Raw genomic sequence first — 20,267 nt, 5'->3', positions numbered from 1 at the left:
TGTTTTATTGGCTGATATATATCACAGATAGTTTTTAAAATATGCGTAAATATCCTTTAAGTTTACTGAAGGATAAAAATATTGTGACTTTCTTTGATTTCTGGGGAAAAACCCGACGTGGCGAGAAAGAGGGTAGCGACGACTATCACCTTCTTTGCTGGCATTTTCTGGATGTGGCCGCAATGGGCTATTTAATGGTTAAAAGAAATTGCTTCGGGCTGGCTGATTATTTTCGTCAATTAGGGATTTCTGACAAGGAACAGGCAGCTCAATTTTTCGCCTGGTTGCTGTGCTGGCACGATATTGGAAAATTTGCCCGCTCTTTTCAACAACTTTACCTGCCCCCTGAATTCAAGATTCAGGAAGGTGCCAGAAAAAATTACGAAAAAATCTCTCATTCAACGCTGGGCTACTGGTTGTGGAATCATTATTTAAGTGAATGTCAGAAGTTACTTCCTTCATCTTCGCTCTCTCCGCGCAAACTTAGGCGAGTGATAGAAATGTGGATGCCCGTGACGACAGGGCATCATGGTCGGCCCCCTGATCGTATGGATGAATTGGATAATTTTCTGCCTGAAGACAAAGCTGCAGCACGAGATTTTCTCCTTGAAATCAAGCCACTGTTTCCGCGAATAGAGATCCCCACATTCTGGGATGATGACGAGGGCGTTGAACTTATAAAACAACTTTCCTGGTATATCTCTGCAACCGTCGTACTTGCAGACTGGACAGGGTCGTCAACGCGATTTTTTCCACGCGTCGCACAGGCAATGGATATTGAAGATTACTGGCAAAAGGCTTTAGTTCAGGCTCAAAACGCATTAACCGTCTTTCCGCCACAAGCAGAAACCGCGCCTTTCACCGGAATTAATACGCTGTTTCCTTTTATTGAGAATACGACACCGTTACAGCAAAAGGTGCTGGATCTGGATATCAATCAGCCAGGACCACAGTTGTTTATTCTGGAAGATGTGACCGGCGCAGGTAAAACAGAAGCGGCGCTTATCCTGGCGCACAGGTTGATGGCTGCGGGTAACGCTCAGGGGCTGTTTTTTGGCCTGCCAACAATGGCAACGGCCAATGCCATGTACGATCGACTGGTCAAAACCTGGCTTGCTTTCTATTCGCCAGAGGTGTTCCCCGCTCCAGCGGAGATAAACCGGCGCAATACGGTGCGGTTTTCCCGGAAGTAAACCGGACGCACTGGATGCGATGATGGGTATCACTTAGAATTCCCCGCCCCTGCGGTAGAACTCCCAGCTCCCATTTTCAAACCCATCAAGACGCCTTCGCCAGCTCCTTCACCAACGGTAGCATTATCCGCATAACGTCACGGCAGCGACGTTCTATTCTTCCAGGAAGTGCCTTATCAATATGTTGTTGATTATCCAGTCTTACGTCATGCCAGCTATTTCCCGCCGGGAAGGCAGGTGTTTTTGCGCGTTGCTGATAACCATCCTTATTTCCAAGATTCCAGTTAGTCGCTTCCACCGAAAGTACAGCAATGCCCGCTTTGTCGAATATTTCTGCGTCATTACAACACCCAGTGCCTTTCGGATAATTTTTATTCAAACCCGGATTGGTCGTTGCGGCTATTCCGTGACTGCGTGCAATTGCCAGCGCCCTGTCGCGCGTTAGTTTCCTTACTGCTTCAGGGGTTTTTACACCGCTGTTGAAATACAATTTATCGCCAACAATTAAGTTATCGAGATTAATCACCAGCAGCGTATTTTTCTTTTCGGTGTCACTCATCCGCTTGAGTAAATTCTCAGCGCCTAATTTTCCTTCCTCTTCGCCGCTGGTCGCCACAAATCGAATACCATACTCGGTAGGCGTATTTTTCAGGCGTTCTGCCAGTTCCAGCATGACACCTAAACCTGCGGCGTTATCATCTATTCCTTGTAACGTCAGTCCGCCGAGATTGGCATCTGCGTCAGCATCGCTCAGCGGGGCGTAAGTATCCAGATGCGCCATAATGATGATCTGCTGCGGCGCTTTGCCTTCATGAGCGGCAATCACCGTACTTCCTGTCACGTTATGCCAGTTCTTGCGATTATCGCGGGCGGTATAAATATACCGACTATTAAATGTCCGAATATCACTGCGATAACCCATTTGCTGAAACTGTTGGCGAATATAATCGGCAGATAACATTTCTGCTGGAGTTCCGGTCATGCGTCCCGGAAAGAAAGTAGCAATATGTCGTGCCTGGGTATTAGCAAAATCGCCATGTTTAGGTGACGAGGCGTGTACGGGGAGAATAAAGCATACGCCGAGCGCCAGGGCAGCGGTACGGTGGCGCAATGCGGAAAACATAGTGAGTCCTTAAATACCATGCAAATTTTTTTACCGCCATAGTATGAAACTGCCGCTGCGCTAAAACAATTTCAAATCTTCCTAAACGCCCGAAATCCGGTGCCTTAAGCACTTTTTGATATTAGCTTTGCCAAATCGTTATTCCGTTAAGGAACTACTCATTCTAATTGGTAATTTCATTCGTTCTCTTACGCTCCCTATAGTCGAAACATCTGATGGCAAGAAAATAGCGGTATTGCAAAGGAACGGTTATGGATCAAAAACGACTTACTCACCTGCGGCAACTGGAGGCGGAAAGCATCCACATTATTCGCGAGGTGGCGGCAGAATTCTCAAATCCGGTGATGCTCTACTCTATCGGTAAAGATTCCAGCGTCATGCTGCATCTGGCGCGCAAGGCGTTTTATCCAGGTACGCTGCCTTTCCCGTTGCTGCATGTCGATACCGGCTGGAAATTCCGCGAGATGTATGAGTTCCGCGATCGTACGGCGAAAGCCTACGGCTGCGAGCTGCTGGTGCATAAAAACCCGGAAGGCGTGGCGATGGGGATTAATCCATTCGTGCACGGCAGCGCGAAACATACCGATATTATGAAAACTGAAGGCCTGAAACAGGCGCTGAACAAATACGGTTTTGATGCCGCCTTCGGTGGTGCGCGCCGTGACGAAGAGAAATCCCGAGCTAAAGAGCGAATCTACTCTTTCCGTGACCGCTTCCATCGCTGGGATCCGAAAAATCAGCGCCCGGAGCTGTGGCACAACTACAACGGGCAAATTAACAAAGGCGAAAGCATCCGCGTCTTCCCGCTCTCTAACTGGACCGAGCAGGATATCTGGCAATACATCTGGCTGGAAAATATCGACATTGTGCCGCTGTATCTCGCTGCGGAACGTCCGGTTCTGGAACGCGACGGTATGTTGATGATGATTGATGACAACCGTATCGACCTGCAACCGGGCGAAGTGATCAAAAAACGGATGGTGCGTTTCCGTACGCTGGGCTGCTGGCCGCTGACCGGTGCGGTGGAGTCAAATGCACAAACACTGCCGGAAATCATCGAAGAGATGCTGGTTTCCACCACCAGTGAACGTCAGGGTCGCGTGATTGACCGCGACCAGGCGGGATCCATGGAGCTGAAAAAACGTCAGGGGTATTTTTAAGATGAACACCGTACTTGCACAACAAATCGCCAATGAAGGCGGCGTCGAAGCCTGGATGATTGCGCAACAACATAAAAGCCTGCTGCGTTTTCTGACCTGTGGTAGCGTCGATGACGGCAAAAGTACCCTGATTGGTCGTCTGCTGCACGATACCCGCCAAATCTACGAAGATCAGCTCTCATCGCTGCATAACGACAGTAAGCGTCACGGCACCCAGGGCGAAAAGCTGGATCTGGCTCTGCTGGTGGACGGCCTGCAAGCTGAGCGCGAACAGGGCATCACTATTGATGTGGCCTACCGCTATTTCTCTACCGAGAAGCGTAAATTTATTATCGCCGACACCCCAGGGCACGAGCAGTACACTCGCAATATGGCGACTGGCGCATCGACATGTGAACTGGCGATCTTACTGATCGATGCCCGTAAAGGCGTGCTCGATCAAACCCGTCGTCACAGTTTTATCTCCACACTGTTGGGGATCAAACATCTGGTCGTGGCGATCAACAAAATGGATCTGGTGGATTACAGTGAAGAGACGTTCACCCGTATTCGTGAAGATTATCTGACCTTTGCCGGGCAGCTGCCGGATAATCTGGATATCCGCTTTGTGCCGCTCTCCGCACTGGAAGGTGACAACGTGGCTTCGCAAAGTGAAAGTATGCCGTGGTACAGCGGTCCGACACTGCTCGAAGTGCTGGAAACCGTGGAGATCCAGCGAGTGGTGGATGCCCAGCCAATGCGCTTCCCGGTGCAGTACGTTAACCGCCCAAATCTCGATTTTCGTGGCTACGCCGGAATGCTGGCATCCGGTCGCGTGGAAGTCGGGCAACGTGTAAAAGTGCTGCCCTCTGGTGTGGAATCAAACGTCGCGCGGATCGTGACTTTTGATGGTGATCGCGAAGAAGCCTTTGCCGGAGAAGCGATCACCCTGGTGCTGACGGATGAGATCGATATCAGCCGTGGTGATCTGCTGCTGGCGGCAGACGAAGCGTTACCGGCGGTGCAGAGTGCGTCGGTGGATGTGGTATGGATGGCGGAACAGCCGCTTTCCCCGGGCCAGAGTTATGACATCAAAATTGCCGGTAAGAAGACGCGTGCTCGTGTTGATGGCATTCGTTATCAGGTTGATATTAATAACCTTACCCAACGCGAAGTTGAAAACCTGCCGCTGAACGGCATCGGCCTGGTGGATCTCACTTTTGACGAGCCACTGGTGTTAGATCGCTATCAGCAAAATCCGGTTACCGGTGGGCTGATTTTTATCGATCGCCTGAGCAATGTGACCGTGGGTGCCGGTATGGTGCACGAGCCAGTTAGCCAGGCAACAGCTGCGTCATCTGAATTCAGTGCATTCGAACTGGAATTGAATGCCCTGGTTCGTCGCCACTTTCCGCACTGGGGCGCGCGCGATTTGCTGGGGGATAAATAATGGCGCTGCATGACGAAAACGTCGTCTGGCATAGTCATCCGGTCACTGTGCAACAACGCGAACTACACCACGGTCATCGTGGTGTAGTGCTGTGGTTTACCGGCCTCTCCGGGTCCGGTAAATCAACGGTCGCCGGGGCGCTGGAGGAGGCGTTACATAAACTCGGCGTCAGTACGTATCTGCTGGATGGCGACAATGTTCGCCACGGATTATGCAGCGATCTCGGTTTTAGCGATGCCGATCGTAAAGAGAATATCCGTCGCGTCGGTGAAGTGGCGAATTTGATGGTTGAAGCCGGACTGGTGGTGCTGACCGCATTTATCTCGCCACACCGCGCCGAACGCCAGATGGTTCGCGAACGCGTAGGAGAAGGGCGCTTTATTGAAGTGTTTGTCGATACGCCGCTGGCGATTTGCGAAGCCCGCGATCCAAAAGGCTTATATAAGAAAGCGCGTGCCGGTGAACTGCGCAACTTTACGGGAATAGATTCCGTTTACGAAGCGCCTGAATCGGCAGAAATTCATCTCAATGGTGAACAATTAGTAACAAATTTGGTACAGCAATTATTAGATCTGTTGAGACAGAACGATATTATCAGATCCTGAGACACCACCGGGTTTCCATGCCCGGTTCGTCAAAGTAACAGGATCAAATATGCGTAATAGCCATAACATTACACTAACAAATAACGACAGCCTTACTGAGGATGAAGAAACTACATGGTCACTGCCTGGTGCCGTGGTCGGTTTTATCTCCTGGTTATTTGCGCTGGCGATGCCGATGTTGATTTATGGCTCTAACACGCTGTTCTTCTTTATCTACACCTGGCCTTTCTTTCTGGCACTGATGCCTGTCGCGGTAGTGGTGGGGATTGCGCTGCATTCATTGATGGACGGAAAGCTACGCTACAGTATTGTTTTCACCCTGGTGACAGTAGGCATTATGTTTGGCGCACTGTTTATGTGGCTACTGGGCTAATTTGTACTTTCTTGTCTCCTCTGTTCATAATTCAAACCGTAACTAATAATGAGATTATGTTCTGCACGCCCTGGGTATACGTAACAATGGGCAAATGTGGTACATTTGCCCGCGTTGTCGCGGTATCCCCAACAGAGGATGTAGAGTCGTCTTCGGATGCATGGGATGATGATGCAGTTTTTCAGGGGGCAGGATGGGTAAACTAACGCTGCTGTTGCTGGCTATTCTGGTCTGGCTACAGTATTCGCTGTGGTTCGGTAAGAACGGTATACATGACTATACCCGCGTCAATGATGATGTGGCGGCACTGCAAGCTACAAACGCGAAACTTAAAGCGCGAAACGATCAACTTTTTGCCGAAATTGACGATCTCAATGGCGGCCAGGAGGCGCTCGAAGAGCGTGCGCGTAATGAACTCAGCATGACCAGGCCGGGCGAAACTTTTTATCGTCTGGTGCCTGACGCGTCGAAGCGCGCACAGTCTGCGGGGCAAAACAATCGATAAATCAGCCCGGGAATTAACATGGCAACCACTCATTTGGATGTTTGCGCCGTGGTTCCGGCGGCCGGATTTGGCCGTCGCATGCAAACGGAATGTCCTAAGCAATATCTCTCAATCGGTAATCAAACCATTCTTGAACACTCGGTGCATGCGCTGCTGGCGCATCCCCGGGTGACACGTGTCGTCATTGCCATAAGTCCTGGCGATAGCCGTTTTGCACAACTTCCTCTGGCGAATCATCCGCAAATCACCGTTGTAGATGGCGGTGATGAGCGTGCCGATTCCGTGCTGGCAGGTCTGAAAGCCGCTGGCGATGTGCAGTGGGTATTGGTGCATGACGCCGCTCGTCCTTGTTTGCATCAGGATGACCTCGCGCGATTGTTGGCGTTGAGCGAAACCAGCCGCACGGGAGGGATCCTCGCCGCACCAGTGCGCGATACTATGAAACGTGCCGAACCGGGCAAAAATGCCATTGCTCATACCGTTGATCGCAACGGCTTATGGCACGCGCTGACGCCGCAATTTTTCCCTCGTGAGCTGTTACATGACTGTCTGACGCGCGCTCTAAATGAAGGCGCTACCATTACCGACGAAGCCTCGGCGCTGGAATATTGCGGATTTCATCCGCAGTTGGTCGAAGGCCGCGCGGATAACATTAAAGTCACGCGCCCGGAAGATTTGGCACTGGCCGAGTTTTACCTCACCCGAACCATCCATCAGGAGAATACATAATGCGAATTGGACACGGTTTTGACGTACACGCCTTTGGCGGTGAAGGCCCAATTATCATTGGTGGCGTACGCATTCCTTACGAAAAAGGATTGCTGGCGCATTCTGATGGCGACGTGGCGCTTCATGCGTTGACCGATGCATTGCTTGGCGCGGCGGCACTGGGGGATATCGGCAAACTGTTCCCGGATACCGATCCGGCATTTAAAGGTGCCGACAGCCGCGAGCTGCTACGCGAAGCCTGGCGTCGTATTCAGGCGAAGGGTTATACCCTTGGCAACGTCGATGTCACTATCATCGCTCAGGCACCGAAGATGTTGCCGCACATTCCACAAATGCGCGTGTTTATTGCCGAAGATCTCGGCTGCCATATGGATGATGTTAACGTGAAAGCCACTACTACGGAAAAACTTGGATTTACCGGACGTGGGGAAGGGATTGCCTGTGAAGCGGTGGCGCTACTCATTAAGGCAACAAAATGATTGAGTTTGATAATCTCACTTACCTCCACGGTAAACCGCAAGGCACCGGGCTGCTGAAAGCCAATCCGGAAGACTTTGTGGTGGTGGAAGATTTGGGCTTTGAGCCTGATGGTGAAGGTGAGCATATTCTGGTTAGAATCCTCAAAAACGGCTGCAATACCCGTTTTGTGGCGGATGCACTGGCGAAATTCCTGAAAATTCATTCCCGTGAAGTCAGCTTCGCTGGGCAAAAAGACAAACATGCTGTAACGGAACAGTGGTTATGTGCTCGCGTGCCGGGCAAGGAAATGCCCGATCTGAGCGCCTTTCAACTGGAAGGCTGCCAGGTGCTGGAGTATGCGCGGCACAAGCGCAAGCTGCGTTTAGGGGCGCTGAAAGGTAACGCCTTTACCCTGGTTCTGCGCGAAGTGAGCAATCGCGATGACGTTGAACAACGTCTGATCGATATTTGCGTAAAAGGTGTACCGAACTACTTCGGTGCCCAACGTTTTGGGATTGGCGGTAGCAACTTGCAGGGCGCGCTGCGCTGGGCGCAAACCAATACTCCGGTGCGCGATCGCAATAAACGGAGTTTTTGGTTGTCGGCAGCCCGCAGTGCGTTGTTTAATCAGATTGTTGCTGAGCGCCTCAAAAAAGCAGACGTTAATCAAGTTGTTGACGGCGATGCGCTACAATTAGCCGGACGTGGTAGCTGGTTTGTAGCAACCACCGAAGAACTGGCGGAATTACAGCGTCGCGTCAACGATAAAGAGCTGATGATAACCGCCGCATTGCCGGGCAGTGGCGAATGGGGAACTCAGCGTGAAGCGCTGGCATTCGAACAAGCAGCTGTCGCCGCAGAAACTGAATTACAAGCTTTACTGGTGCGCGAAAAAGTTGAAGCCGCGCGCAGAGCGATGCTGCTGTATCCGCAACAATTAAGCTGGAACTGGTGGGATGACGTCACCGTAGAGATCCGTTTCTGGCTTCCGGCGGGTAGTTTTGCAACCAGCGTTGTCAGGGAACTTATCAACACAACAGGTGATTATGCGCATATTGCTGAGTAATGATGACGGGGTACATGCACCCGGTATACAAACGCTGGCGAAAGCCTTGCGTGAGTTTGCTGACGTTCAGGTGGTCGCCCCCGATCGTAACCGCAGCGGCGCTTCAAATTCTCCGACACTGGAATCCTCCCTGCGCACGTTTACCTTTGAAAATGGTGATATTGCTGTGCAAATGGGAACCCCGACCGATTGTGTCTATCTTGGCGTGAAAGCTCTGATGCGTCCGCGCCCGGACATTGTTGTGTCCGGAATTAACGCCGGGCCGAATCTGGGGGATGATGTTATTTATTCCGGTACGGTAGCCGCCGCGATGGAAGGCCGTCATTTAGGTTTTCCGGCGCTGGCCGTCTCGCTTGACGGGCATAAACATTACGACACTGCCGCGGCGGTAACCTGTTCAATTTTGCGCGCACTGTGTAAAGAGCCGCTGCGCACCGGACGTATTCTTAATATTAACGTTCCGGATTTACCCTTGGATCAAATCAAAGGTATTCGCGTGACGCGCTGCGGTACACGACATCCGGCAGATCAGGTGATCCCGCAGCAAGATCCGCGCGGCAATACGCTGTACTGGATTGGCCCGCCGGGCGGTAAATGTGATGCCGGTCCGGGGACCGATTTTGCTGCGGTAGATGAGGGCTATGTCTCCATCACGCCGCTGCATGTGGATTTAACTGCGCATAGCGCGCAAGATGTGGTTTCAGATTGGTTAAACAGCGTGGGAGTTGGCACGCAATGGTAAGCAGACGCGTACAAGCACTTCTGGATCAATTACGTGCGCAAGGTATTCAGGATGAGCAGGTGCTGAATGCACTTGCCGCCGTGCCGCGTGAAAAATTCGTTGATGAAGCGTTTGAACAAAAAGCCTGGGACAATATCGCCTTGCCGATAGGTCAGGGGCAGACAATTTCGCAGCCGTATATGGTGGCGCGAATGACCGAATTACTCGAGCTGACGCCGCAGTCGCGGGTGCTGGAAATTGGCACTGGTTCGGGATATCAAACGGCAATCCTGGCGCATCTTGTCCAGCATGTTTGCTCGGTTGAACGGATTAAAGGCTTGCAGTGGCAGGCACGTCGCCGCCTGAAAAATCTTGATTTACATAATGTTTCAACCCGTCATGGTGATGGATGGCAAGGTTGGCAGGCACGTGCGCCGTTTGACGCTATCATTGTTACGGCGGCACCGCCGGAAATTCCAACTGCGCTAATGACGCAGCTGGACGAAGGCGGGATTCTCGTCTTACCCGTAGGGGAGGAGCACCAGTATTTGAAACGGGTGCGTCGTCGGGGAGGCGAATTTATTATCGATACCGTGGAGGCCGTGCGCTTTGTCCCTTTAGTGAAGGGTGAGCTGGCTTAAAACGTGAGGAAATACCTGGATTTTTCCTGGTTATTTTGCCGTAGGTCAGCGTATCGTGAACATCTTTTCCAGTGTTCAGTAGGGTGCCTTGCACGGTAATTATGTCACTGGTTATTAACCAATTTTTCCTGGGGGATAAATGAGCGCAGGAAGCCCAAAATTCACCGTTCGCCGCATTGCGGCTTTGTCACTGGTTTCGCTATGGCTGGCAGGCTGTTCTGACACTTCAAATCCACCGGCACCGGTCAGCTCCGTTAATGGCAATGCGCCTGCAAATACTAATTCTGGTATGTTGATTACGCCGCCGCCGAAAATGGGGACGACGTCTACAGCGCAGCAACCGCAAATTCAGCCGGTACAGCAGCCACAAATTCAGGCTACTCAACAACCGCAAATCCAGCCAGTGCAGCCAGTAGCTCAGCAGCCGGTACAGATGGAAAACGGACGCATCGTCTATAACCGTCAGTATGGGAACATTCCGAAAGGCAGTTATAGCGGCAGTACCTATACCGTGAAAAAAGGCGACACACTTTTCTATATCGCCTGGATTACTGGCAACGATTTCCGTGACCTTGCTCAGCGCAACAATATTCAGGCACCATACGCGCTGAACGTTGGTCAGACCTTGCAGGTGGGTAATGCTTCCGGTACGCCAATCACTGGCGGAAATGCCATTACCCAGGCCGACGCAGCAGAGCAAGGAGTTGTGATCAAGCCTGCACAAAATTCCACCGTTGCTGTTGCGTCGCAACCGACAATTACGTATTCTGAGTCTTCGGGTGAACAGAGTGCTAACAAAATGTTGCCGAACAACAAGCCAACTGCGACCACGGTCACAGCGCCTGTAACGGTACCAACAGCAAGCACAACCGAGCCGACTGTCAGCAGTACATCAACCAGTACGCCTATCTCCACCTGGCGCTGGCCGACTGAGGGCAAAGTGATCGAAACCTTTGGCGCTTCTGAGGGGGGCAACAAGGGGATTGATATCGCAGGCAGCAAAGGACAGGCAATTATCGCGACCGCAGATGGCCGCGTTGTTTATGCTGGTAACGCGCTGCGCGGCTACGGTAATCTGATTATCATCAAACATAATGATGATTACCTGAGTGCCTACGCCCATAACGACACAATGCTGGTCCGGGAACAACAAGAAGTGAAGGCGGGGCAAAAAATAGCAACCATGGGTAGCACCGGAACCAGTTCAACACGCTTGCATTTTGAAATTCGTTACAAGGGGAAATCCGTAAACCCGCTGCGTTATTTGCCGCAGCGATAAATCGGCGGAACTAGGCTTTTGCTTGAATGTTCCGTCAAGGGATCACGGGTAGGAGCCACCTTATGAGTCAGAATACGCTGAAAGTTCATGATTTAAATGAAGATGCGGAATTTGATGAGAACGGAGTTGAGGTTTTTGACGAAAAGGCCTTAGTAGAAGAGGAACCCAGTGATAACGATTTGGCCGAAGAGGAACTGTTATCGCAGGGAGCCACACAGCGTGTGTTGGACGCGACTCAGCTTTACCTTGGTGAGATTGGTTATTCACCACTGTTAACGGCCGAAGAAGAAGTTTATTTTGCGCGTCGCGCACTGCGTGGAGATGTCGCCTCTCGCCGCCGGATGATCGAGAGTAACTTGCGTCTGGTGGTAAAAATTGCCCGCCGTTATGGCAATCGTGGTCTGGCGTTGCTGGACCTTATCGAAGAGGGCAACTTGGGGCTGATCCGCGCGGTAGAGAAGTTTGACCCGGAACGTGGTTTCCGCTTCTCAACATACGCAACCTGGTGGATTCGCCAGACGATTGAACGGGCGATTATGAACCAAACCCGTACTATTCGTTTGCCGATTCACATCGTAAAGGAGCTGAACGTTTACCTGCGAACCGTACGTGAGTTGTCCCATAAGCTGGACCATGAACCAAGTGCGGAAGAGATCGCTGAGCAACTGGATAAGCCAGTTGATGACGTCAGCCGTATGCTTCGTCTTAACGAGCGCATTACCTCGGTAGACACCCCGCTGGGTGGTGATTCCGAAAAAGCGTTGCTGGACATCCTGGCCGATGAAAAAGAGAACGGTCCGGAAGATACCACGCAAGATGACGATATGAAGCAGAGCATCGTCAAATGGCTGTTCGAGCTGAACGCCAAACAGCGTGAAGTACTGGCACGTCGATTCGGTTTGCTGGGGTACGAAGCGGCAACACTGGAAGATGTAGGTCGTGAAATTGGCCTCACCCGTGAACGTGTTCGCCAGATTCAGGTTGAAGGCCTGCGCCGTTTGCGCGAAATCCTGCAAACGCAGGGGCTGAATATCGAAGCGCTGTTCCGCGAGTAAGTAAGCATCTGTCAGAAAGGCCAGTCTCAAGCGAGGCTGGCCTTTTTCTTTTGTTTGGGAAGCTTGTGTTTTTGTCGCCTGGATAAGACACGTCAGCGTCCTACCCGGCAATCAGCATTCTATGTGCTCATCATCTTGCGCACCAACTGCATAAACAGCTCCTGCTCTTCTCCACTCAAACGCCCCAAAAATTCCTCATCCACGCTGTCACCAATAGGTATCGCCGCAGCAAGTAGCTTTTCTCCTTCGGCAGTCAGCCAGACAAAGCGTCGCCGCTTGTCAGCGACGTCATGTTCACGTCTGACTAAGCCACGATTTTCCATTCTTGCCAACATTTCTGCTAGCGTTGCTTTGGTGCTGACTGCTGCTTCTATCAGTGCCACCTGTTCAATACCAGGTTTATCAGCAATGGCGCGCATCACCGCGTACTGTGGTTTGGTCAGGTCAGGTAACTCGTGCTGCCAGCGAGCCGTGTGCTGCTGAAAAAGCTGTCGTAACTGATGGAACGCTTTATTTCGTAACGCCATGTAAACTCCGGGCTAATTCTCTGTCGCTATCATAGCGGTTTTTTAGTGACGAAGAAGATGTTGTTACTTTTCAATCCTTGCCGCTGTGGAAATGAAGGAGTACGTTAACAATAACGTTCGTATACGAACAATTAAGAGAATAAGCAATGAAACTGATCGTCGGGATGACAGGGGCTACCGGTGCGCCTCTTGGTGTGGCATTACTGCAAGCGCTGCGTGAGATGCCGAATGTCGAGACTCATCTGGTGATGTCGAAGTGGGCGAAAACCACCATTGAACTGGAAACGCCTTACAGCGCTCGCGATGTTGCTGCCCTCGCAGACTTCAGCCATAACCCGGCGGATCAGGCGGCGATCATCTCATCCGGTTCTTTTCGTACCGACGGCATGATCGTTATTCCGTGCAGTATGAAAACGCTCGCCGGTATCCGCGCTGGTTACGCCGATGGCCTGGTAGGGCGCGCGGCGGACGTCGTGCTCAAAGAAGGCCGCAAACTGGTGCTGGTGCCGCGTGAAATGCCGCTTAGCACCATCCATCTCGAAAATATGCTCGCACTTTCACGCATGGGCGTGGCGATGGTGCCGCCGATGCCTGCCTTTTATAACCATCCCGAAACGGTAGATGACATTGTCCACCATGTGGTAGCCCGCGTGCTGGATCAATTTGGCCTCGAACATCCCCACGCCAGGCGCTGGCAAGGATTGCCGCAGGCCCGGAATTTTTCTCAGGAGAATGAATAATGGCATTTGATGATTTACGCAGCTTTTTACAGGCGCTTGATGACCACGGCCAGTTACTGAAAATCAGCGAAGAAGTGAACGCTGAGCCGGATCTGGCAGCAGCAGCTAACGCCACCGGGCGTATCGGCGACGGCGCGCCCGCGCTGTGGTTTGATAATATTCGCGGCTTTACCGATGCCCGCGTGGCGATGAATACCATCGGTTCCTGGCAGAACCACGCGATTTCCCTTGGCCTGCCACCAAACACCCCGGTCAAAAAGCAGATTGATGAGTTTATCCGCCGCTGGGATAACTTCCCGATTGCCCCGGAGCGCCGCGCCAATCCAGCCTGGGCGCAGAACACCGTCGATGGCGAAGAGATCAACCTGTTCGATATTCTGCCGCTGTTTCGCCTGAATGATGGCGATGGCGGTTTCTATCTCGACAAAGCGTGCGTGGTTTCCCGCGATCCGCTCGCCCCGGATAACTTCGGCAAGCAGAACGTCGGCATCTACCGCATGGAAGTGAAGGGCAAGCGTAAGCTCGGCCTGCAACCGGTGCCGATGCACGATATCGCCCTGCATCTGCATAAAGCAGAAGAGCGCGGTGAAGATCTGCCGATTGCGATCACGCTCGGTAACGATCCGATCATCACGCTGATGGGGGCCACGCCGCTGAAATACGATCAGTCTGAGTATGAAATGGCAGGCGCGCTGCGTGAAAGCCCGTACCCGATCGCCACCGCCCCGCTGACCGGTTTTGATGTGCCGTGGGGTTCAGAAGTGATCCTCGAAGGGGTTATCGAAAGCCGTAAACGCGAAATCGAAGGGCCGTTCGGTGAGTTTACCGGGCACTACTCCGGTGGGCGCAACATGACCGTGGTGCGCATCGATAAAGTCTCTTATCGCAGCAAACCGATTTTCGAATCACTCTATCTCGGTATACCGTGGACCGAAATCGACTACCTATGACTAGGTAATTTATTCAAGATAACCGGGAAGAGATTAAAAAAGACGGGAATAGATTGGAATCAACAAGTTAGGAACTCAAGGTTTTCAAGATAAAGCGAGTCCAAAAATGTTAAACGGTTCGATATCAATAAAACATTCAAGATAACTCACAGGTTCTTACAATAGCCTTTAAAGACCGTTCAAAAACGATTCAGGTGTTTATTATAGCGCTGATGGGTGCAAGCGCCAAAACCAATGTAATTTTAGCACAGCTAGGCACTTGCACTGGGTTATGCGCTGGCTGCTTTCTGAGGTAGATTTAAGTGATCGCCCTTAGCTTCGGACAACGCGTAAATCTCTCTAACCTTTTCGTCTGGCAAATTACCAAGGCTTAACGCTATGGCTCTACGAACTCCAACTAGAGCGTGCAACTCTTGGATGTGCTCATCCAGAAGAATGAGTAATTGCTCCGCTCCTTTTCTCCCAAGAACATCAGCTACTTGTTGTTTTTCTTGTGGTTTAAGAAATGACAAGAACATTAGAATTTGAGCATCAACATTATCCGCATTCTCTTTTTTGGGTTCTTTGGAATCTTTTAGTTCAACATCACCCTCTCCCGTCATGAGCCATTCCAAGGTAACATTTTCGCTTTCTGCTATCTTTTTTAACTGATGCGGGCGTGGTATCGGTGCGTAATCCCGCCTGTTGTAATAATTTTTTAAAGTGCCTTCATTGATCCCCCATGCCCGAGCAGCCGCATTTCTTGAAGGGTATCGTTCTACTAACCTAAAGATTCTTTCGATAATCGGTTCTTTTCCATCGGCAGGAAAAGAACCTTGGGGTGCTTTTCTCATTCTTGGTTCCTTTCTATCTAATTCATTGATAAATAATGAAATTAAAAAATAAACATAAAAACACCAAAGAACCCTTTACAAGGAATCTTTGGTATCTTGATCTTTATCCATACGGATATCCGCGCGGGTAATTTTGTAGGTTAAAGGAAAGATGAGACAAAGAGAAGATAGTGACCGCGATTGGCCTTCGCTGAAGATTCAGCTGGCGCTCAAAGATAACGGGTGGTCTTCCTTCCGGGAGCTTTCACTCCATGCTGGTTATGCTCAGGATTCACTGAAAGCGGTAGTTCGCACACCAAACAAAAAATACGAACGCGTAATTTCTGACGCTATAGGTGTACCGCCAGAAATCATCTGGCCCAGCCGGTATCGTAACGATGGATTTATCAGGAAGGCGTCGTGATATGCAGTCGTACGTTACCGTAAATGACCTGCTCGGCGTACCAGGAATGCCAGCCACCACAAAAGGCATCCGACAGGCGTTACAGCGTTTTTCTCGTGATCTTGGTGACGTTAGTCGCCGTCGGGAAGGCACAAAAGCCATTGAGTACCACATTGATTGTCTGCCTGAAATAACACGAAAGGCACTGCGTGAACGCTATGTGGAACAGCTGGTGGCTACAGAGAACAATGTTTCTGAAGTGAAAGCTGTTACCAGAAAAACACGCAATCCTGACGCTGTCCAGGCAATCGAAGCATATCGCGGTTCTCCACAACTGATGGAAGAACGCCTGAATGCGCTGACCGAAAACCAGCGCTGGGTATCTGAAGCAAGAGCTGCGCTGGTGGTGGAAGTGCTGAAGCTGGAAAGCGCCGGTAACCTCGGGCGACTGAAAGCCATTAACTTTCTTGTTGAAAAAGCCCGTAAAGGTGAGCTGCCGGAGCGCCTGCAACAGGCCGCAGTTAACGCCAATGCAAAACGTGGCGCTAATCGTACTATCAGCCGCGATCCACTTTACCAGTGGGTTCTGAAATACAACCAGTCGCAGAACGCCGCCGAACGGCTGCTGTTACTGGCACCGGGAAAACGCGACGAAATAAAACCGGAAGAAATCAGCTGGCTGCCTGAATTTCTGGCGCAGTATCGCCAGGTGAACGGCAGACCCATGTCAGAAGCCTACGAGGATTTTGTCGCAGAATGGCAGCGTCGCCATGCGGACGAACCGTACATGCTGGAGGTGATGCCTTCCTATGATGTTGTCCGGTATGCCATGAAAAAACTGCCGGAAGTGGTGAAACAAAAAGGGCGCGTTACCGGCAGTGAATACCGTCAGCTTGAAGGATTCACCCGCCGCGACTGGACAGCTATGCCGGTGAATTATGTCTGGATTGGTGACGGTCACGGTATGAAGCTGAAATGTGCGCATCCGATCCACGGGCGTCCATTCTCACCGGAAGTCACGTTTGTGATCGATGGTGGAACACGGTTTGTTGTTGGCTGGAGTCTTGACCTTGCCGAAAACGTGTTCGCCGTTGCCGATGCGATACAGCACGGCATTCGCAACCACGGAAAACCGTTCCTGTATTACTCGGATAACGGTTCCGGTGAAACGGCTGACATGCTGGACAAAGAGGTCGTGGGTATTCTGCCACGCCTAGGGATTAAACACCCTACCGGTATTGCCGGTAATCCACAGGGACGCGGCATTATTGAACGCCTGAACCGGACACTGCCGATGCGTATAGCCAGGAGGTATCGCACCTATTTTGGCAAGGGTGCTGACCGGGAATCGTTGCGTGTACTTAACCGTGATCTGCGTTCAGCGTTTAACGCCCTGCAACAGGACAAGCCTCTGAACGACCGCCAGAAAGCGGCAATGCGCGAGCTGCCATCGTGGGCGGAGCTTATTGAGGCTATTCGTGAAGGCGTGGAATGGTACAACAACCGCCCGCATTCTGAGCTGCCGATGAAACCGAACGGACGGCATTACAGCCCGACAGAGTTCAGAAAAAAACGCCTGGCAGAAGAAGACACCGAAATTGAGTGGCTGAGTGATCTTGAGCTGCGCGACATGTTCCGCCCAATGGTGGAACGACCGGTAAGACGCTGCGAAATTCAGTGGCTGAACAATATTTACTACGCGCCGGAGTTGCGTGACGAACACGGTCGCAAAGTGCTTATCAGTTATGACATTCATGACGCCGAGCGAATTACGGTACGTCGCAAGGACGGCAGCTTTATCTGTGAGGCGATATGGAACGGCAATAAACGCGCAGCCTTTGCTGTCAGTGCTGAATATCACAAACAACAGCAGCGTATTAAAGGAATGCGCAAACGCGCTGAGGAAAAAATTCGTGATGCTGAAGATGAAGGTATTCAGATTCTGGAACACAAACAGGCTGAATCCTGGCTGAGTAATGTTTATCGCCCGGTTGGTAATGTGGTGGCAGTTCAGCAACCGGAATATGAAGAAGAGCATGACGAAGAATTTGAACGCGATTTCCGGCTGGGGATGCAAAAACTTTTTGCCATGCAGGAAGAAGATGATCCGCTGGCCTGAATAAAAAAACAGTCCGCGGGAACGGACTGTTAAATAAAGGAAACAAAGCTGATTTGAAATAACCGAGGAAATACTATGACTGATATTGATGATGTTTTCAACACTATTAACGCTTTGATTAACGAGGGCGACAAGTCTCAGGAAGATATTGCTGATGAAGCCGGAATGTCTCCGGCAACACTCTCGGCTCTGCGTAAAGGAGAGTACAACGGTAATGTCGAAGGTATGCATGACAAATTACAGAAATGGTATCAGGTCTGGCAGAAGGGACAGAACTTGTCAGGTACCCCTGGTGTTGTGAAGACCCAGACATTTTGTGATTTGCATGAGCTGTTTAAAACAGTGCGCTCACTCGGGATTATCAGTGTCGTTGTTGGCGTACCGGGTGTCGGAAAAACCTTTGCTGCCCGGGAATATTGTCGCAGGACAGCTAATGCCTGGATGGTGACTCTTGCTCCGGCACATTCGAGCGTAACGGAATGCCTCCTTGAAATAGCATATGCGCTGGAAATTAATAATCCGGAAAGAAATAAGGGGAATATAACCCGCGCCATTCGCAGAAAACTGGGTGGTGGTAAAGAAACCAGTGGCCGTGTTAACCCCCTTCTGATTATTGATGAAGCTGATCACTTAAGTGTGGATGGTCTGGAGCAATTACGCGCCATTCAGGATGCCACTGGCGTGGGGATGGTTTTAATTGGCAACCCGAAACAGATGGCGGATGCCACCCGTCGTGGGACTGATGAACTGGCCCGTCTGTTCAGCCGTTTTGCCATGACAAAACAACTGCGCAAAGTAAAAAAGACCGATGTGATGGCTGTAGCCAAAGCATGGGGAGTAACACAGGAAGATGAGCTGGACCTGCTGATGAGGGTAGCCGAAAAGCCCGGGGAATTGCGTGTATTAACTCACACACTGAATCATGCGTGGCTGGCGGCAAAAGGTGCAGGCACATCCCTGAATAAAAGTCACATTAAAGCGGCTTTTAAGGAGGCTTACAGCAACCCCAGGTTACTGAACTGGTAGTAAAGGACATAAACCATGATGTCACGAAATATAAAAATGGCAACGGATGCGCAGAACTGGTTACAGGCGCACGGGAGTCACGTAAATGAATCATATCTCGGCGTGGCGCGTCCGGTACTTGAAATCACCTGCCCACCACCGGAGCTGGTCAGAAACGCTGTCAGGATTATGGAGCATAAATCAGGGGTTGCCCGTTCAGTATGGACGGCCCGCCTTAATGGCTGCCAGATTATCTGGCGTTAATAACGGCTTATTTATTTGTGAGGAATAACAAAATGGCAAAAGTAATTATTGAAATTAAAAATACAGTATCTGGAATTAAAGGACTGAATTTGCGCACCAGCATTGCGGTGGACGGTAGTGCGGAACTGGACGGTGATGAGGGTACACTTGCTGGCATGGTGGCGTTACTGGTGCTTAATAAAAGCCAGAAAATAATTAATGAGTCAGCCCATGAAGCTATCGAGATTTTGAAAAACGATAGTGTCATCACCGGTGGCCGTGTCACTGAAATGGCTGTTGAAAAAACATGCCACTGAAAGGAACGCTGACAATGAACGTCAAAATCCGAAATGAAATCCGGGCATTAATTCGGATTAAAGAGCGTAATAACAATGGTGGAGACTTGCGCGAATTTATTTGTGCGCGCGAAGTTGAGGGGTATGGCGAAAAGACTTACCTGATTGCATTTGACCATTACAGCATTTGTGCGCGTTATTGCGGAGAGGCGGTATTCCGCGCCATTACGTTTGGCAATGCCTTCAATGTGGATTTATGGGAATACGTCATGGACCGCGAATACATCTGCGCGTCAGACCCGAAAGCCCGTGAAATGTGGCAGCGTATCTGGCGCGATTACCGGTTAATGGCAAAAGGCTGGGCGCGCTGCTGTTATTCCTCGCTTGTCCTGAAAGCGGTTCAGTTATCGCTGCGGCATATTCCGGCATCACTGCGCGAGCCTCTGTTGTACTGAGTGGTGACCGGAATGACGTGTAATCGTAAACGCTGGTCACGCGAAGACCGGGAATTTATCGAAGCCAGTGTCGGAAAAATGACCGTCGAGGAAATGGCGAAAAAACTGAAAGTTGCCCCAACCGCCCTACAGGCACATGCCAGAAGGCACGGAATATCGTTGTGTGCATACCGGGTCAGTGAGCACGACAAATATTTATGCCGTGAACTTTATAAAGAAGGGCTGGCTATTCATGTGATAGCCAAAAAGATGGAATTAAGCAATCGTGCTGTATCCGGCATTGTATACAGTGAATATTAATTAACAGGAGCTTTATTTATGGCTAAACCCGCAAAACGAATCAGGAACGCCGCAGCGGCTTATGTTCCGCAATCCCGCG

The 20,267-nt window shown here is 50.8% G+C and carries 23 protein-coding genes and 2 pseudogenes; 22 read left to right on the top strand and 3 right to left on the bottom strand.

Going from position 1 to position 20,267, the window contains the following annotated elements:
- Positions 1–41: 41 nt before the first annotated feature.
- Positions 42–1,145 (top strand): annotated as a pseudogene (locus ACUU1M_RS12085) (CRISPR-associated endonuclease Cas3''); the annotation flags it as partial.
- Between the two features lie 133 nt (positions 1,146–1,278).
- On the opposite strand, the gene iap reads toward ACUU1M_RS12085, so the two are convergent.
- Positions 1,279–2,316, bottom strand: coding sequence for an alkaline phosphatase isozyme conversion aminopeptidase (gene iap / locus ACUU1M_RS12080; RefSeq protein ID WP_152028916.1), 1,038 nt, complete (start codon positions 2,314–2,316; stop codon positions 1,279–1,281).
- 251 nt (positions 2,317–2,567) lie between these two features.
- Between iap and cysD the strand changes: the two genes are divergently transcribed.
- The 12 genes from cysD to rpoS all read left to right on the top strand — a co-directional run bounded on the left by cysD (position 2,568) and on the right by rpoS (position 12,338).
- Positions 2,568–3,476 carry a sulfate adenylyltransferase subunit CysD gene (gene cysD / locus ACUU1M_RS12075; protein ID WP_000372392.1) on the top strand — a complete coding sequence of 303 codons (909 nt, stop codon included), beginning with the start codon at positions 2,568–2,570 and terminating at the stop codon, positions 3,474–3,476.
- Between the two features lies 1 nt (position 3,477).
- Entirely contained in the window at positions 3,478–4,905 is a 1,428-nt protein-coding gene (cysN, locus tag ACUU1M_RS12070; protein WP_152028915.1) for a sulfate adenylyltransferase subunit CysN, read from the top strand.
- Positions 4,905–5,510 (top strand): adenylyl-sulfate kinase, encoded by a 606-nt coding sequence (gene cysC, locus ACUU1M_RS12065; protein WP_001173673.1) that lies wholly within the window; start codon positions 4,905–4,907, stop codon positions 5,508–5,510. The genes cysN and cysC overlap by 1 nt, the downstream gene beginning before the upstream one ends.
- A 49-nt stretch (positions 5,511–5,559) precedes the next feature.
- Positions 5,560–5,883, top strand: coding sequence for a DUF3561 family protein (locus ACUU1M_RS12060; RefSeq protein WP_001246104.1), 324 nt, complete (start codon positions 5,560–5,562; stop codon positions 5,881–5,883).
- A gap of 193 nt (positions 5,884–6,076) precedes the next feature.
- A complete protein-coding gene (gene ftsB / locus ACUU1M_RS12055; RefSeq protein WP_000517472.1) occupies positions 6,077–6,388 on the top strand; it encodes a cell division protein FtsB in 312 nt (103 codons plus the stop codon).
- Positions 6,389–6,406: 18 nt separating this feature from the next.
- On the top strand, positions 6,407–7,117 hold the full coding sequence (gene ispD, locus ACUU1M_RS12050) for a 2-C-methyl-D-erythritol 4-phosphate cytidylyltransferase (RefSeq protein WP_000246155.1): 711 nt from the start codon (positions 6,407–6,409) through the stop codon (positions 7,115–7,117).
- Entirely contained in the window at positions 7,117–7,596 is a 480-nt protein-coding gene (ispF, locus tag ACUU1M_RS12045; protein WP_001219242.1) for a 2-C-methyl-D-erythritol 2,4-cyclodiphosphate synthase, read from the top strand. Before ispD ends, ispF begins: the two co-directional genes overlap by 1 nt.
- Positions 7,593–8,642, top strand: a complete 1,050-nt coding sequence (truD, locus tag ACUU1M_RS12040) for a tRNA pseudouridine(13) synthase TruD (protein WP_000568962.1) — start codon at positions 7,593–7,595, stop codon at positions 8,640–8,642. The genes ispF and truD overlap by 4 nt, the downstream gene beginning before the upstream one ends.
- Positions 8,623–9,384: a 5'/3'-nucleotidase SurE gene (gene surE, locus ACUU1M_RS12035; RefSeq protein WP_005076665.1), complete on the top strand. Its 762-nt coding sequence runs from the start codon at positions 8,623–8,625 to the stop codon at positions 9,382–9,384. Before truD ends, surE begins: the two co-directional genes overlap by 20 nt.
- Positions 9,378–10,004 (top strand): protein-L-isoaspartate O-methyltransferase, encoded by a 627-nt coding sequence (gene pcm, locus ACUU1M_RS12030; protein ID WP_000254708.1) that lies wholly within the window; start codon positions 9,378–9,380, stop codon positions 10,002–10,004. Before surE ends, pcm begins: the two co-directional genes overlap by 7 nt.
- A gap of 184 nt (positions 10,005–10,188) precedes the next feature.
- Positions 10,189–11,283 carry a murein hydrolase activator NlpD gene (gene nlpD, locus ACUU1M_RS12025; RefSeq protein WP_306174120.1) on the top strand — a complete coding sequence of 365 codons (1,095 nt, stop codon included), beginning with the start codon at positions 10,189–10,191 and terminating at the stop codon, positions 11,281–11,283.
- Positions 11,284–11,345: 62 nt separating this feature from the next.
- Entirely contained in the window at positions 11,346–12,338 is a 993-nt protein-coding gene (gene rpoS, locus ACUU1M_RS12020; RefSeq protein ID WP_000081566.1) for an RNA polymerase sigma factor RpoS, read from the top strand.
- A gap of 119 nt (positions 12,339–12,457) precedes the next feature.
- Here the strand turns inward: rpoS and ACUU1M_RS12015 are convergent, their stop codons facing one another.
- Entirely contained in the window at positions 12,458–12,865 is a 408-nt protein-coding gene (locus ACUU1M_RS12015; RefSeq protein WP_001208075.1) for a MarR family winged helix-turn-helix transcriptional regulator, read from the bottom strand.
- A 146-nt stretch (positions 12,866–13,011) separates the two neighbouring features.
- Here ACUU1M_RS12015 and ACUU1M_RS12010 point away from each other — a divergent pair, with 146 nt between their 5' ends.
- Both ACUU1M_RS12010 and ACUU1M_RS12005 read left to right on the top strand, forming a co-directional pair.
- Positions 13,012–13,605 carry a non-oxidative hydroxyarylic acid decarboxylases subunit B gene (locus tag ACUU1M_RS12010; protein ID WP_000767718.1) on the top strand — a complete coding sequence of 198 codons (594 nt, stop codon included), beginning with the start codon at positions 13,012–13,014 and terminating at the stop codon, positions 13,603–13,605.
- A pseudogene (locus ACUU1M_RS12005) lies at positions 13,605–14,552 on the top strand (UbiD family decarboxylase); the annotation flags it as partial. The gene ACUU1M_RS12010 and the pseudogene ACUU1M_RS12005, both read left to right, overlap by 1 nt.
- 272 nt (positions 14,553–14,824) lie before the next feature.
- On the opposite strand, the gene ACUU1M_RS12000 reads toward ACUU1M_RS12005, so the two are convergent.
- On the bottom strand, positions 14,825–15,388 hold the full coding sequence (locus ACUU1M_RS12000) for a hypothetical protein (RefSeq protein WP_001224023.1): 564 nt from the start codon (positions 15,386–15,388) through the stop codon (positions 14,825–14,827).
- Between the two features lie 151 nt (positions 15,389–15,539).
- Here ACUU1M_RS12000 and ACUU1M_RS11995 point away from each other — a divergent pair, with 151 nt between their 5' ends.
- The 7 genes from ACUU1M_RS11995 (at position 15,540) to ACUU1M_RS11965 (ending at position 20,188) form a co-directional block, all read left to right on the top strand.
- Positions 15,540–15,791, top strand: coding sequence for a helix-turn-helix domain-containing protein (locus tag ACUU1M_RS11995; protein ID WP_001249841.1), 252 nt, complete (start codon positions 15,540–15,542; stop codon positions 15,789–15,791).
- A gap of 1 nt (position 15,792) precedes the next feature.
- On the top strand, positions 15,793–17,889 hold the full coding sequence (locus ACUU1M_RS11990; RefSeq protein WP_001192431.1) for a Mu transposase C-terminal domain-containing protein: 2,097 nt from the start codon (positions 15,793–15,795) through the stop codon (positions 17,887–17,889).
- Between the two features lie 75 nt (positions 17,890–17,964).
- Positions 17,965–18,915, top strand: a complete 951-nt coding sequence (locus ACUU1M_RS11985; RefSeq protein WP_000129602.1) for an AAA family ATPase — start codon at positions 17,965–17,967, stop codon at positions 18,913–18,915.
- Between the two features lie 15 nt (positions 18,916–18,930).
- Positions 18,931–19,158 carry a hypothetical protein gene (locus tag ACUU1M_RS11980; protein WP_000987799.1) on the top strand — a complete coding sequence of 76 codons (228 nt, stop codon included), beginning with the start codon at positions 18,931–18,933 and terminating at the stop codon, positions 19,156–19,158.
- A gap of 32 nt (positions 19,159–19,190) precedes the next feature.
- Complete coding sequence (locus ACUU1M_RS11975) at positions 19,191–19,454, top strand: hypothetical protein (protein ID WP_001151283.1); 264 nt, start codon at positions 19,191–19,193, stop codon at positions 19,452–19,454.
- Positions 19,455–19,468: 14 nt separating this feature from the next.
- Positions 19,469–19,888 (top strand): hypothetical protein, encoded by a 420-nt coding sequence (locus tag ACUU1M_RS11970; protein ID WP_001101162.1) that lies wholly within the window; start codon positions 19,469–19,471, stop codon positions 19,886–19,888.
- 12 nt (positions 19,889–19,900) lie between these two features.
- A complete protein-coding gene (locus ACUU1M_RS11965; protein ID WP_005076652.1) occupies positions 19,901–20,188 on the top strand; it encodes a hypothetical protein in 288 nt (95 codons plus the stop codon).
- Positions 20,189–20,267 lie beyond the last annotated feature (79 nt).

The organism is Shigella sp. SIG6 (assembly GCF_053555815.1).
Note: the sequence above shows the minus strand (reverse complement) of the source record. Positions and strands in the feature narration are given on the sequence as shown.

Bases quoted from the DNA above. Each gene is read 5' to 3' on its own strand.
- iap (WP_152028916.1), bottom strand. From the start codon at position 2,316: ATGTTTTCCGCATTGCGCCACCGTACCGCTGCCCTGGCGCTCGGCGTA.
- cysD (WP_000372392.1), top strand. From the start codon at position 2,568: ATGGATCAAAAACGACTTACTCACCTGCGGCAACTGGAGGCGGAAAGC.
- cysN (WP_152028915.1), top strand. From the start codon at position 3,478: ATGAACACCGTACTTGCACAACAAATCGCCAATGAAGGCGGCGTCGAA.
- cysC (WP_001173673.1), top strand. From the start codon at position 4,905: ATGGCGCTGCATGACGAAAACGTCGTCTGGCATAGTCATCCGGTCACT.
- ACUU1M_RS12060 (WP_001246104.1), top strand. From the start codon at position 5,560: ATGCGTAATAGCCATAACATTACACTAACAAATAACGACAGCCTTACT.
- ftsB (WP_000517472.1), top strand. From the start codon at position 6,077: ATGGGTAAACTAACGCTGCTGTTGCTGGCTATTCTGGTCTGGCTACAG.
- ispD (WP_000246155.1), top strand. From the start codon at position 6,407: ATGGCAACCACTCATTTGGATGTTTGCGCCGTGGTTCCGGCGGCCGGA.
- ispF (WP_001219242.1), top strand. From the start codon at position 7,117: ATGCGAATTGGACACGGTTTTGACGTACACGCCTTTGGCGGTGAAGGC.
- truD (WP_000568962.1), top strand. From the start codon at position 7,593: ATGATTGAGTTTGATAATCTCACTTACCTCCACGGTAAACCGCAAGGC.
- surE (WP_005076665.1), top strand. From the start codon at position 8,623: ATGCGCATATTGCTGAGTAATGATGACGGGGTACATGCACCCGGTATA.
- pcm (WP_000254708.1), top strand. From the start codon at position 9,378: ATGGTAAGCAGACGCGTACAAGCACTTCTGGATCAATTACGTGCGCAA.
- rpoS (WP_000081566.1), top strand. From the start codon at position 11,346: ATGAGTCAGAATACGCTGAAAGTTCATGATTTAAATGAAGATGCGGAA.
- ACUU1M_RS12015 (WP_001208075.1), bottom strand. From the start codon at position 12,865: ATGGCGTTACGAAATAAAGCGTTCCATCAGTTACGACAGCTTTTTCAG.
- ACUU1M_RS12010 (WP_000767718.1), top strand. From the start codon at position 13,012: ATGAAACTGATCGTCGGGATGACAGGGGCTACCGGTGCGCCTCTTGGT.
- ACUU1M_RS12000 (WP_001224023.1), bottom strand. From the start codon at position 15,388: ATGAGAAAAGCACCCCAAGGTTCTTTTCCTGCCGATGGAAAAGAACCG.
- ACUU1M_RS11995 (WP_001249841.1), top strand. From the start codon at position 15,540: ATGAGACAAAGAGAAGATAGTGACCGCGATTGGCCTTCGCTGAAGATT.
- ACUU1M_RS11990 (WP_001192431.1), top strand. From the start codon at position 15,793: ATGCAGTCGTACGTTACCGTAAATGACCTGCTCGGCGTACCAGGAATG.
- ACUU1M_RS11985 (WP_000129602.1), top strand. From the start codon at position 17,965: ATGACTGATATTGATGATGTTTTCAACACTATTAACGCTTTGATTAAC.
- ACUU1M_RS11980 (WP_000987799.1), top strand. From the start codon at position 18,931: ATGATGTCACGAAATATAAAAATGGCAACGGATGCGCAGAACTGGTTA.
- ACUU1M_RS11975 (WP_001151283.1), top strand. From the start codon at position 19,191: ATGGCAAAAGTAATTATTGAAATTAAAAATACAGTATCTGGAATTAAA.
- ACUU1M_RS11970 (WP_001101162.1), top strand. From the start codon at position 19,469: ATGAACGTCAAAATCCGAAATGAAATCCGGGCATTAATTCGGATTAAA.
- ACUU1M_RS11965 (WP_005076652.1), top strand. From the start codon at position 19,901: ATGACGTGTAATCGTAAACGCTGGTCACGCGAAGACCGGGAATTTATC.